This is a genomic window from Catenulispora sp. EB89 (genome assembly GCF_041261445.1).
GTDB lineage: Bacteria > Actinomycetota > Actinomycetes > Streptomycetales > Catenulisporaceae > Catenulispora.
Genome location: NZ_JBGCCU010000006.1, coordinates 244,611 through 257,822, shown reverse-complemented (window position 1 = coordinate 257,822; position 13,212 = coordinate 244,611). Strand labels below are relative to the sequence as shown.

The 13,212-nt window shown below is 71.7% G+C and carries 9 protein-coding genes; 7 read left to right on the top strand and 2 right to left on the bottom strand.

The window, feature by feature from the left end:
* Positions 1–9 precede the first annotated feature (9 nt).
* From ABH920_RS15590 to ABH920_RS15560, 7 genes are all read left to right on the top strand, one after another.
* The gene (locus ABH920_RS15590; RefSeq protein ID WP_370349684.1) at positions 10–357 is read left to right on the top strand and encodes a hypothetical protein; all 348 of its coding nucleotides are present in this window, start codon (positions 10–12) and stop codon (positions 355–357) included.
* Positions 358–562: 205 nt separating this feature from the next.
* Complete coding sequence (locus ABH920_RS15585; RefSeq protein WP_370349683.1) at positions 563–2,512, top strand: protein kinase; 1,950 nt, start codon at positions 563–565, stop codon at positions 2,510–2,512.
* A gap of 103 nt (positions 2,513–2,615) precedes the next feature.
* On the top strand, positions 2,616–3,404 hold the full coding sequence (locus ABH920_RS15580) for a response regulator (protein WP_370349682.1): 789 nt from the start codon (positions 2,616–2,618) through the stop codon (positions 3,402–3,404).
* Positions 3,405–3,645: 241 nt separating this feature from the next.
* Positions 3,646–4,578: a hypothetical protein gene (locus ABH920_RS15575; RefSeq protein ID WP_370349681.1), complete on the top strand. Its 933-nt coding sequence runs from the start codon at positions 3,646–3,648 to the stop codon at positions 4,576–4,578.
* Between the two features lie 112 nt (positions 4,579–4,690).
* Positions 4,691–8,098, top strand: coding sequence for an acyl carrier protein (locus ABH920_RS15570; RefSeq protein WP_370349680.1), 3,408 nt, complete (start codon positions 4,691–4,693; stop codon positions 8,096–8,098).
* 40 nt (positions 8,099–8,138) lie between these two features.
* Positions 8,139–10,772, top strand: coding sequence for a CHAT domain-containing protein (locus tag ABH920_RS15565; RefSeq protein ID WP_370349679.1), 2,634 nt, complete (start codon positions 8,139–8,141; stop codon positions 10,770–10,772).
* Positions 10,773–10,788: 16 nt separating this feature from the next.
* Positions 10,789–11,700: a toll/interleukin-1 receptor domain-containing protein gene (locus ABH920_RS15560; RefSeq protein ID WP_370349678.1), complete on the top strand. Its 912-nt coding sequence runs from the start codon at positions 10,789–10,791 to the stop codon at positions 11,698–11,700.
* A gap of 13 nt (positions 11,701–11,713) precedes the next feature.
* On the opposite strand, the gene ABH920_RS15555 is transcribed toward ABH920_RS15560, so the two are convergent.
* Together ABH920_RS15555 and ABH920_RS15550 are read right to left on the bottom strand one after the other, a co-directional pair.
* Entirely contained in the window at positions 11,714–12,550 is an 837-nt protein-coding gene (locus ABH920_RS15555) for an N-acetyltransferase family protein (RefSeq protein WP_370349677.1), read from the bottom strand.
* A gap of 76 nt (positions 12,551–12,626) precedes the next feature.
* Complete coding sequence (locus tag ABH920_RS15550; protein WP_370349676.1) at positions 12,627–13,199, bottom strand: NUDIX domain-containing protein; 573 nt, start codon at positions 13,197–13,199, stop codon at positions 12,627–12,629.
* Positions 13,200–13,212 lie beyond the last annotated feature (13 nt).

Here is a 13,212-nt window from a genome sequence, read left to right as displayed (position 1 = left end):
AGCACCATGATGGCTGACGGCACCGTCAAGGTCACTGCCGAAGCGCACCTGCACATCGGTCAGCTGATGAACCTCCTGCAGGGTCCGCTGGGCGACGTGCTGTCCCAGATCACCTCGCACGGCCTGGCCCTGACCGACCCCGCGGTCTGGGAGGGCCCGGCGGCGTCGCTGTTCAGCAGCAGCATCTGGCCGGCCGCCCAGCAGCAGCTGGACACCGTCCGCGCCACCCTGATGGAGCTGCAGCAGCAGGTCGGCGGCGTGCTCGGCAACGTCACCCAGGCCGGCAGCGGCCTGCCGGTCGTGGGCCAGCTGCCGGTGGTCGGCGGCCTGGTCAACGGCCTCACCGGCGGTCTGTAGGACTTCCGGCCGACGCGCCGGATGGAGCGAGCGAGCGGACTGAACTGAACAGCAAGCACCCACCCGGCGACGGCGGTGGTGTGGCGGCGCGGAAAGAGCGTGCCGCCCCACCACCGCCCCGTCGTGCTTTGCCGGGCATATCGCGGATGTCGCTGATGTCGTGGAACGGACGGGAACGCAGGTCATGACACGCCATGGTGGTTCGATGGGTACGACGCCGCAGGGGACTCAGGTCATGGAGTCCCCTGAGCACGTCCCGGGATATCGGGACTTAACGCGCATCGGGCACGGCGGCTTCAGCGTGGTCTACCGGGCCGTGCAGGAGTCGTTCGAGCGCGACGTCGCCCTGAAGCTGCTGACCATCGTCGGCCCGGACGAGGACGCCCGGCGCCGGTTCGTGCGCGAGGTCCGGCTGGCCGGCCGGCTCAGCGACCATCCGCACGTGGTGACCGTGCTGGACACCGGGACGACGGCCTCGGGCCGGCCGTACCTGGCCATGGACCTGTACGACGGCGGCTCCATGAAGCAGTGGCTGAACCGGCGCGGCCCGCTGCCCGGGGCGCAGGCCGCCGGGGTCGGCGCGAAGATCGCCGACGCGCTGCACGCCGCGCACGCGCTCGGGGTGCTGCACCGGGATGTGAAGCCGAACAACATCCTGGTCTCCCGGTACGGCGAGCCGGCGCTGGCCGATTTCGGTGTGTCGTGGCTGCTAGACGCCAGCAACTCCAGCTCGGTGCTCGATGTCTTCTCGCCGCAGCACGCCGCGCCGGAGCTGATGACGCGGGGCGTGCCGACCGCGTCTTCCGATGTGTACGCGCTCGGTTCGACGCTGTACGAACTCGTCGCCGGGCACCCGCCGTTCGGCGGTCCTGGCCAGGACGTGCGCCGGACCATATATCTGGCGTTGAGCGAGCCGGCTCCGAGGCTGGAGTGCCCTGATCTGCCGGGCTTCGCCGAGGTCATCGAGCGGGCCATGGCCAAGGAGCCTGCCGACCGGTTCCCGGACGCGGCGTCGTTCGGGCGTGCGCTTCGTGCCCTGATACCGGATGGTGCCGCGACCGCGCTGGTGATGCCGGACGCGTCGGCCACGGCCACGGCCACGGTCGCGATGCCGCTGGATGTGGGGTTCCCGGCGCCGGACTACCCGGACCACCTGGACCACCTGGACCACCTGGACGACCCGGCCTACTCCGGGGACGACTATTACGTCGCGCGTCCGGACGACACGATGGTCCGTCCGGACCGGGTGGACGGCGACGCGCCGATTCCGGCTCCGCGCACCTCCGGCGGCAGGCGCCGTCCGGAGGATCGCCGGGGATCGGATGACCGCCGAGGACCGGATGACCGGCGGGGGCCGGACGGCGGGCGGGGCGCGCGCGGCGGCGGGTACGGCGCCCGGGCGGTCGCGGACGACCGTGACAAGCGGGGCGTGGGCAAGCCGTTGGCGCTGGTCGCGGCCGTCGCCCTGGTCCTCGTGGGCGCGTGGGCGCTGGTGACGTCGCAGGGCTCTGCCTCGAAGAACAAGGACACCACGGCGGCCGGGCAGACGCCGGGGGTGTCCAGCTCCGCCTCGGCCGGCGCTTCGTCGGCCGCGCAGAGCACGCCGTCCGCCACCCCGACGCACTCCAGCTCCAGTAGTTCGCCGTCGGCGACGCACCACACGTCCACGTCCGCGGAGCCGACGCACACGGTCACCACCACGGCGGCGTCCTCCAGCGCGGTGGTGCCGCCGCCGTCGGCGTCGAGCTCGTCGACCGGACCCCTGCTCCCGTCGAGCTACCATCGGTTCCAGAACTCGGGCAGCGGGAGCTGCCTGGCCGGGGGCCCGGGACTCCAGGCCTGCGCCGACAGCAAGACGCAGGGCTGGCAGTCCAAGGCGTCGGGGATCCTCGGGCTCGGTGCGGTCACCGGGCAGGAGGAGTTGGTCAACGGCGACAGCAACGACTGCTTGTCGGGCGGGCCCGGCGGGCTCAGCGTGAAGTCCTGCAGCGGCGACCCATCGCAGGTGTGGTCGAAGACCGGCGGTTCCGGCGGCGCCACAGAGCTGCAGAACGGCGCCGACTTGCTGTGTCTTCAGGCCTCCGGCGGTTCGGTGGTGGAGGCGGCGTGCAACGGCGGCCCGAACCAGCTGTGGTCCGAGGACGGGAACGTCTGAGAACTTCAGCCATTTGTTAACAACCGAGTATGCATGGTCCGGTAGCGTCGGGGTACACGAGTGCGGCGACGGTCGCCGGTGGGAACAGAAGGCGGCGGACGGTATGGTCAAGGTTCTGATCGTCGACGATCAGGTGCTGATCCGTGCCGGGATGGCGGCCATACTGCGGGCCGCCCCCGGCTACGAGGTGGTCGGTGAGGCGTGCAACGGCGCCGAGGCGGTCACGATGGCCGCGCTCACCGAGCCCGACGTGGTGCTGATGGACATCCGGATGCCGGACCTGGACGGGATCGCCGCGACCCGCGCGATCCTGGGCTCCGGCCGCGAGAACCTGCCGCGCATCCTGATCCTGACGACCTTCGACATGGACGAGTATGTGTACGAGGCGCTGCGCGCCGGCGCCGACGGCTTCGTGCTGAAGGACACACCGCCCGAACGACTGCTCGCGGCGCTGAAGGCGGTCGCCGACGGCGACACCCTGTTCTCCTCGGCGGTGACCCGCCGCCTGGTCCAGGCCTACGTCACGGCCTCCGGCCTGCAGGACGTGGCCCCGGCCGGCCCGGGCCCCGGCGCCGGCGCGGTGCCCGGCGGCGCCGCGGACTGGCCGACGGCGGGCCTGGTGCCGCGCTCGCGGCGCCCGGAAGGGCCGTCCTCGGCCGAGCGCGCCGCCCTGGCCGCGCTCACCACGCGCGAGACCGACGTCTTGCGCCTGGTCGCGACCGGCCTGTCGAACGGCGAGATCGCCGAGCGGCTGGTGGTCAGCGAGGGCACGGTGAAGACGCACCTGAACCGCGCGATGGCCAAGCTGAACCTGTCGAGCCGGGCCCAGGCCGTGGTGCTCGCCTACGAGTCGGGTCTGGTGGTGGCGGGGCAGCCGCAGGCTCAGGTATAGCCGTGGTTGACACCCGATCGGCGATCCCGTGCCGGTCCGGCGGCAGTCGCAACACGCAACTCCGCTGATAACCCCTCGACCTGTCAGTGCCGGGCATCAGAATATTGGTGTTCCTCAACACGGGCGTCCGGGGACCAGCGGGGAGCTGTTTCGAGCCCCGCGCGATGGGGATGGGGTACGGGAAATGGTCAATGGTCTGATATCGAGATCTCCGAGCCGGGGTGCCTGCGCCCTGGCCGGTGTGCTTCTGGTCGCGTCGTTGGCGGCCTGCGGGGGCGGGAGCAGCGGTACCACCACCTCCAACCAGTACACGGACACGAACTCGTCCGACACCTCCGCCGGGTCGGACTCCGGCGGGATCACGGCCACCACGTCGGCCAGTCCCACGACCATGAGTTCCGCGGACTACGGCCAGAGCCTGTCCTCGGTGAACTCGCAGCTGGCGCCGGACTTCCAGGCGGTCGTCAGCGCCGAGTCGCAGGATGCTGTGAAGAGTGCGTTGAGCAAGCTTTCCTCGGACGCGCAGAGCCTGTCGAACGGGCTGCCCACCGACCCGCCGGACGCGCTGTCCGCGCCGACGTCGCAGCTCTCCCAGGCCCTCAGCAGCCTGTCGTCCTCGGCGAACTCCACCGCCGGCGACGTCGGGTCGGGGGTGTGCACCTCGGCTTCGGCGCTGGCCGAGTTCACGCGCTCGGACGGGGCCAAGGCCATGCGGTCCGCCGCGACCGCGCTGTCCGCGATCGACGCCTCCTACGGCAAGGACGTCGCGGCCTTCCTGCCGGCGCCGATCGCCGACCAGACCCGGCAGCTGCCCAACGGCGACGTGCTCCGGCATTCCGACGGTCCGGGCTCGCTGACCATCAACAACTCCGGCACCGACGCCATCGTCACGCTGACCAAGACCGGTACGAAGACCCCGGTCGCCTCGGTCTACGTGCGGGCCAACGCCGACACGACGCTGAGCGGCATTCCCGGCGAGGCCTTCGACATCTTCGTCTCCTCCGGGACCGACTGGGACAGCGCGGCGCAGAAGTTCACGCGGCAGTGCTCGTTCAGCAAGACCGACAAGACCTGGGACTTCACCGACTCGGACTGGTCGCTGACGCTGACCCCGCAGGTCAACGGCAACCTGTCGTCGTCCACGCTGAACCCCGGCGACGCGCCGAACCCGTGATCGTGGACGAGCACTGATTCAGGAACCACCCGACCGAACCACCCGACTGAACCGACTGAACCGACAGACCCGACCGACCCGACTTCCCCGACCGGCAGAACGGTGGGACGACATGGCTACTTGGACACTGCGCGGGGTCGTCACCGGCCGGCGCCGCCTGGTCGGCGCGGCGACGGCCGCCATCCTGGCCGCCGCGGTCGGGATCGGGACGTGGAGCTGGGCCGCCGGCGGCGGCGCGGGACCCGCCGCGCCGCAGACCGTCGGGTCCCGCACCGACTTCCTCGTCTCCTACTCCGCCGCCGCCTCCCGGCTGGCCGGCCTCAACCCCGCCGACACCGCCGACCAGGTCCGCGACTGGATCCGGACCGCGCTGGCCGCGCACCTGGGCATGAGCACCGCCGCCGTCCGCGACGCCTCCTACGACACCCTGCCGGTGCGCGACCAGGGCTTCACCGACCTCGCCGACCAGCAGGTCGGCCCGGGCCGGGAGATCGCGGACACCAGCGGCGTGCTGCACCTGCTGGTCCCGCGCGGCGATCCGCACGAGAACCGCACCGTCGGGCTGCTGCTGGACCAGTACCGCACCGACCACGGCGCCGACCCCGAGCTGGTCCAGATCCACCACTACGCGATCGACCAGAACGCGCAGACCGCCGACGTCGTCGCCGATCCGGTGAGCACCCCCGACCAGGTCCGCACCGCGCACGGCTACGTGGGCATGGCGATCACCAGCCTCAGCGATCTGTCGTCCTTTCTGTCCAAGACCCAGTCGCTGTCCGAACTGTCGGTCCAGAACAGCCAGGTCTGGGCCTACGGCTGGTCCTGGCCCGGCGTCCCCTCGGTCCCGATGACCGTGGACGATGTCAGCGTCCTGCAGAACGGCTACGAGGCGCACGTCGCCGGCAACGGCCTGGCGCCGGGCTTCTCGCTGGACCCGCTGTCGGCGCAGAGCGTCGCCGACATCAAGGCGATGGCCCCGTCGGTGAGCTCCGACTTCGCCGCCCGCCTGCTGTCCAACAACTGGGCCGGCTCGGCCTTCGCCTCCGCCGCCGACGCCAAGACCCAGGTCGACGACGAGCTCGACGACCCCGGTCCGGACCAGGACGCCGCGATGGTCGCGCTCGGCCTGCCCACCGACCGCGCGCAGCTGTGGGCGCTGGACGCGGCGCTCGACGGCCAGACCACGATGAGCCAGGCCCGCTACGACGGCGGCCTGGCCGGCACCGCGGTCGGCGACTCGCTGGCCTACGTCGACTACGTGACCAAGAACTGGGTCGCCGGGGTCGGCCAGGGCGTGCCCACCAGCGCCGTCGGCGGCTTCCTGCCGGACCCCTCGGCGGTGACGCCGTGGAGCCAGTGCGCCGGCCCGAACGACCCGACGAGCGAGTCCGGCCGGCTCTGGTTCGGCCGCAACGATGGCGCGTTCGCCTCCACGTCCGACCACATCGACGTCGGCGCCCAGGCGGCCCGGCTGTTCGTCCGCGACAACGGCCCGAACGGCACCGAGGTCGAGCCGAGCTACGCCTTCGGCCGGGCCCTGCAGTGGTGGGACGTGCACCAGCAGGACATCGAGGACTACGAGCCGCAATACCAGCGCCTGGACCAGATCATGCGCTGGAGCGGCGCGCTGGAGTGGCTGACCCACCAGGGCACGGCGCTGCTGCCGACGGAGGCGCAGAGCCCCGCGCCGGTCTCGTTCAAGGACTGGTACGCCGCGCACAACGAGCTCAAGGAACGCGCCCCGATCGACTTCGTGACGCCGCCCTCGGCCAAGCAGGAGGCGCTGATCGTCAACCCCAGCCGGGACTACCAGGACTGCGGGTTCCTCGAGATCGAGGGCGGGGTGTCGCTCAGCGACCTCTACGACCGCACCAACGGCCAGGACTACCGGCCGGACCTGCCGACCTCGGTCACCCGCGCCGGGCTGTTCGACCAGAAGTCGACGTACGACGACACCTCCGGCACCGGCGAGATCAGCAGGCTGTCGATCGACGACTCGGGGAAGGTCTCCGAGCGCGTCGACCGGACGCTGTCGATGAACGGCGACACGGCGACCGTGGACATCAAGGCGACCGGCCGGAAGGTCATCCCGCTGGGCGACCTGAAGGTCTGGCGCTCGTCGGACGCGGACCGCGAGCTGACCTACGGCGTCGACGCCACAGGGCACAGCGTGCACGAGGACCTGACGTACCAGGGCAAGGATTTCGGCTCGCTGGACACCACGGACACGGCGAACATCGTCACGGTCCAGTGGCGCTCCGGCGTAGTGGACAAGCTGCGGCAGGCGCTGTCCTCGGTGCAGGCCAAGCTGTCCCGCGGCGTCTCCGGTTCGGTCCCGGCGGCGACGGACGGCGTCCTGTACGAGATGAAGAACGCCGACGGGACGGTCAGGGACCGGCTCGGCGGCCCTGGACAGCCGTGGCTGGCCCTGGCCGGCACGGTGCCCGCCGCCGGGGACTCCCTGACCTTCCGGATCGGCGGCCCGGACCCGTCCACCGGCGCCCCGTCGTTCATGTCCGGGAGCTTCACCGCCGGGCCCGGACCGCCGACCGGCAACGGCGGCGGCAACGGCAACGGCAACAGCGACCAATATCTCAGTGTTCTGCCGCCCTCGGGCGGAAACCCCGCGGTGGCCACGTTCACGGGCCCGCCGGACCGGACGGATCCCACCGTGACCATCAGAACCCTGACGGGTCAGACCGCTACGCTCTACGAGGCCGGATCCGGGGTCGTGGTCTCGGCGGCCGATCCGGTGCTGGGAGTGGACGGTTCGGTGGAAGGTGCCGCGTTGCTCAGTGACTTCCCGAAGATCAGGCAGCTGATCGAGACCGCGGAGGCGGCCAAGGACGGCCGGCTTCGGGCCGCCGCGCTCGGCGCCGACGGCGAGGACGGCGTCGCGCTCGCCGCCGCCGACGGCACGGTGACGATCGCGCCGGTGGACAGCTTTGTCGGCGACCGCGTGCTGCGCGCGCTTGGACCGGAGATGGACGGCACGGCGGTCTTCGACGTCCTGAAGGAGCACGGCGGCATCCCGGACGAGATCGAGCAGGAGGACTCCAGTCCTCTGACACCCATCGGCGCGCCGGTCACGATGTACCTGGGCAGTGTGCTGCGGATGCCGGGCGTGGACGCCGTGTACCTCAGCCCCGGTATGCGTACCGCGCTGCACCTGGCGGCCGGCCCGATTGTGCCGGAGCCGTTGTCGCCCAGGACCGAGGTGACCGTGCTGCCGGTGACGGCCGGCCACGATCCGCGGGCCGAAAGCACCACGGCCCAGCCGGACATCCGGGACTTCGAGGGCGTGTCCTGGTGGGCGGTGAGTACCGCAGGGCTCATCGACTCCGTCGGACAGTCGTCGTGCCCGCCGTTCGGCGGGACGCCGGTGGCGATCGCGCCCGGGGGCGGCGCGCCGTCGACTCCCTCGCCGTCGGCCTCGGCGGGTGCGCCGGCCGGATCGCCGGTGACCGCCGGCACGCTCCTGCTCGTCACCCCGGTCAGCACGGGGCAGCCGGTGTGCTGACCGGGACAGGGACCGAACGGACTGATCGGGCTGGTCGATTGTGAGCGAGAGCTACGTCCTCGACGGCGGGGAGCCGCTTGCCGAAGCCCTGGGGAAGGCGCGCGCGGTTGCCCGGCAGGCGGATGCGAGCGCGAGTGTGGGGGCCGCCGCCAGCCTGGTGGAGCAGGTGGACGCCGCGTACGGCCACGTCCTGGAGCTGGTCCATGCCGACGACGCGGGGCTGTGGGCGGTGCTCGCGGCCGAGCACGTCGGCGCCGTCCGCGCGATCGGCGCGTTGACCACCGCGGCCTTCCGGTGCGACCGCTACCTGCCGGAAGTCCGGGTCCTGAGACACCGCCTGCCGCTGCTGATCGAGCGCGCGCAGGTGCGCTCCGAGTCCGGGGCACACGCGAGCGCCGCCTCCGACGCGGCCGAGATCCGCAAGGCACTCGACAACGATCCGGGCGCCGGCCTCGACCTCGCCGACCAGGCCCGGCTGCGGCGGGTGGAAGGCCTGGCCGCGGCCGCCAGGGGAGACGGCGTCACGGCCGACCGCTTTCTGATCGAGGCGCGCGGCGCGTTCCAGTCCCTCGGTGACTCGGCCGCCGTGGCCGTCATCGACCGCGATCTGCGGCTGATCCGGGCACGCGGCGGTTCCGATCAGGCCTCTGCGGCGATCCTCGCCGAGGACGCGCAGGCCGAGGCGATGTCGGCCCCGCGCGCCCTGGCTCACGCGCTGGCCCTGAAGAACCAGCACCGGTATGAGGAGGCACTGCAGGTCGTGGTGGCGCTGCTGGCCGCGGACCACCTTGACGACGCGCTGCGGCTGCCGGTGCTGGAAGAGCTGGTCGGCCTGCTGGTGGCGCTGCGCCGCGGCAAGGCGTTGAAGGCGCTCAGTGCGGAACTGCCACAGACTTTGGTGACGCAGACCTTGGTGACGCAGACCTTGATGACACAGACATCGGTGAGGGCCGGCGGTTCGGTGGAGGGGACCGAACCGCCGGCGGTACGTTTCATCAGGGTCCTGTTGAGCTGCTTCCGGCTGCTCGACGCGGGACAGGCCGAGCGGGCCCGGACCGAGCTGAACGCGGTCCGCGCGTCGGCCGTCTCCGACCGGGACCGGGCGCACTGGCACGTGGCGTCCGGGGAGGTCTCGATCGCGGTGTTCAAGCGCCGGAAGACGCAGTCGGACCTCGACGAGGCGGTGTGGGATCTCGGCGCGGCCTGCGAATACGCGGTCGCCGACCAGCTTCTCGAGGTGCGCATTCGAGCTCTGCGACTCCTCGGGGAGGCGTTCGAGCTGCGCAAGGAGCCCGATCAGGCGTCGGACCGCTGGGCCCGGGCGCACGCGCTGGAGGAGGACCTCGTCGCCCGGCAGGTCAGCGACGAGGTGCGGTCGACCCTGCTGGAGGACATCCCCACCGAGCACGACGAACGGGTCCGGGTCGCCGCCGAGCTCGCGGTGGCCGGGCCGGGCGACGCCGCGGCGGTGACCGGTGTCGCGTCGGCGATCGTGGCGATGGAGTCGGCGCGCGGTGCGGCGATCCTGGGGCGGATCGCCCCGGACGCGGAGAGCTCGCTGCGACGGCTGCCGCCGGCCGGCGACGGGGCCGCGGCGTGGGAGTGGCTGCGGGGGATCGCCGACGCGACGGCGCGCGACGAGGCGATCTGGATCATGCACGCTCGGCCGGACCGTGTGCACCACGGCATCGTCGGACGCGGCCTGGTCCATCACGTCGATCTCCCGGCCGACCGGGGCGAGTTGGAAAAGCTCGTCAAGGCACTGCGCAAGGAGTGCAACGAGTACCGGCTGGCACAGGCCGCGGGACGTGCGCAGGTGTCCCGGCTGATCGAACGGCTCGGGGCGGCCATCGGTGCCGAGACGGTGCTGGAGCTGGTGCCGCGGCGGGTCAAACGGTTGGTGGTGATCGCCGGCGGGGTGCTGTCCGAGATTCCGGTGGCCGCGTTGCCGATCAAGGCCGGCTCATCATCAGTGCCCATCGTTTCCCGGTTCGCGGTGTCCGATCTGCCGTGCCTGTCCGCGCGTCCGCTGCTCCACCAGAGGTCTGTCGGGAACCGGGGCGGTCGGGCGTTGCTGGTCAACGCTTTCGAAGCCACGCCCGAGGATTTCGAACGAGAGCTCCGACGGGTCCACTACCGGCGCGTGCGCATCCTCGGCCACGGCCAGTCCGACGCCGAGGACGCCTCCCAGACCTGGCTTCAGTTCGCCGGCAAGAAGAGCGATCGGGACGGCCGGATCCACCCGGGACGGTTCCAGCAGGCGGATCTGAGGGCCTGCGGGACGCTGATGCTCGGGGCGTGCGAGTCGGGGATGGCTCAACGCGTGGGACGTGACGAGCGGACCGGTTTCGTCCGGGCCGGACTGCACGCCGGCGCCGCCTCGGTGGTGGCCGCCCGGTGGATCGCAGAGGTCTCCGTCACCACTGCTCTGCTGGACCGGTTCGAGCACTACCTGCGATTTCTGCCCCGCGACGTCGCGCTGCAACGCGCGCAGCTCGACGTCCGCGCCGGGCGGGTGGCGCCGGCCGCGGCCGTGCCGGAGCCGGAGCATCCGGCTTGGTGGGCCTGCTGGACTTTGTACGGGGATTCGGGGCATCAGGTCAGGGCGCCTATATTGCGTGCGTCGGCTTGTCGGCCGGCGCTGCTTTTCCGCCGCCTGTTCCGCACACCCTGAGACCGAATGAGACAACATGCCGCATCATCGTGAGGGGCGCGGTCCCGCCGTCTTCATCTCCTACGCGACGGCCGACCGCACCGAGGTGCTGAAGTTCCACCAGGACCTGCTGGAGCGGGGGATCGACCCGTTCCTGGACATCATGGACATCCTGCCCGGCGACGACGTGGTGATGAGCATCAACGGCGCGCTGGAGCGGTCGGACTTCTACGTGCTGGTGTGGTCCGCGGCGGCACGCGACCGGTACTGGGTGAACAGCGAGATCTCCGCGGCGATGGTGCTGGAGCAGCGGCGCGCGCGGCCGTTCGTGTTCATCGTGCGCCTGGACGACAGCGAGCTGCCGCCGGTGCTGGCGCCCCGCCGGTACCTGGACGCGTTCGGCGGACGGCGCGCGGCGGCCGCGGACCAGCTGGCGGCGGTGTGGACGCGCGACCGCGCGGTCGGGACGAAGGTGCTGCCCGCGCCGGCGCCGGTGGCCGAGCCCGCGTCGGCCGACGCGGCGCTGCTGCACCTGTACGCGCGCAACCAGTCGCTGAACGTCTCGCACGAGGTCAGGATCCACGCCGGTGCCACCGCACAGGAGCTGGTCGGGGCGCTGGCCGAGCAGCTGGCGCTGCCGACCGAGGCGTCGGAGTACGGCGGCGCGGTGGGCGTCCGCTTCAGCTACCGGTACCAGCTCGGCGGCGAAGCGCTCGCGGCGGCGCCCGACTCCGACGCCCCGCTGGCGCTCGCCGAGGGCGACGTCGTGGACATCGAGGTGGTCGTGGAGCCGTTCGGCCCGGATGGCGCGCTGGCCGATCCGGTGTCGTTCCTGCCGGAGCGCGACTACGCGATCCCGCCGGAGATGATCAGGGAGCTGTGTCAGAAGGCGATCGAGCATCTGCTCGCGGAGGATCCGGACACTGATCAGGACACTGACGAGTTCTGAGCAGCCCTCGCACTCACACTGTTCGCCGGTGCAGCCACTTGTGCCACTCAGTCGCCTCCGAGCTGTGGCCGTTGCGGCGGAAGGCCTGCCGCATCGGGACGTTCAGGGTGTCGGTGTCCGAGAGCATGGCGTGGAAGCCGAGCTCCCGCGCCGTGTGATTGGCCAGCTTGAGCAGCGCGTCCACGTGGCCCCGGCCGCGATGTCCCGGTGCGACGCCGATGTAGGTGATGGTTCCCACGCCCGGATCGAACTCGCCGACGGAGACGAAGCCCACGGCCTGGCCGCTCGCGATGTCCTCGGCCACCAGCCAGGTCGATTCGGTCGTGCTGTCCAGGAACGCCTTGGCCCAGTTCGCCGGACCCATCGCGACCGCCGCGTCGGTGTCGACGCGGTCCAGCGTCTCGGCCGAGCACGCGGCGATCAGCTGGACGAACCGGTCGGTGCCGACCTCTGCCCGGCGCCGCACGGTGATGCCTTCGGGCAGCGGCAGGTCCTGGCCCTCGTCGGTCCACCAGAACCCCTCCTTCTCCTGCCACAGCTCGAAGCCGAAGGACTCCAGCAACGCGACGCGCTCGGCCGGGGCCCGGTGCACGGCCACGTTGGTCGAGGCGTTCAGCACGTCGCCGGGGCGGGCCGCGGCGATCACCGCCTCGATCACGAGCCGCGCGGCGTCCCGGTGGCCGGGCCGCCAGCGGAGATTGACCAGGCGGCCGGTCTCGTCCCCCATCCAGGACTTCGCCATGAGGTCGCCCTCGGCGACCTGGACGCCGTCGGCTTCGGCGATGAAAGGGGTGCGTGGGCCCAGCGGGTTCGCGTCGGCGATGTCGGCGAGGCGGGTTACTACTGTCAATTCGGTCCCTGATTTCGGTGCTGCGGTTCTGCCACGTCACTGTCCGGGGCACGTTACGGCGGCCGCGCAGCGGCGTTCAAGCCGATAAACGCTCGCTGAGGTGTCCGAACGAGAGCAGCGCGTAGGCGCTGCCGGCGTGCCGGATCTGCCCGGACCACACCAGTTCCAGGGCCTGTTCGTAGCTCAGCCAGCACAGCGCCATGTCGGCCTCGCCGCCTTCGCGCGCCGCCTCGCCCTGCGTCAGCCCCTGCGCGGCGAAGACGTGGTCGACGTGGTTGGTGAGGCTGTCGGCGCCGTTGACCGCGCCGATCGCGGACCAGCGGGTGGCGCGCAGGCCGGTCTCCTCGGCCAGTTCGCGGCGGGCGGCGGCGACCGGGTGCTCGTCGTAGGGTTCGATGGTGCCGGCGGGCAGCCGCCACTGGACGCCGCCGTGCGTGTAGATCCACTGGCGGGTCAGCAGGACCCGGCCGTCGTCCGCGACCGGCAGCACGGTCACCGAGCCGGGGGTGGCCACGTGGTGGTAGACGTCGGCCGCGCCGTCGGGGCGGATCACGGCGTCCTGGCGGACGTCGAACCAGGGCGTGGCCAGGACGACGACGCTGTCCAGGCGGCGCCAGTCGGTGGTTTCGGTTTTCCCGGTGGTTTCCACGGTTTCCGTGGCT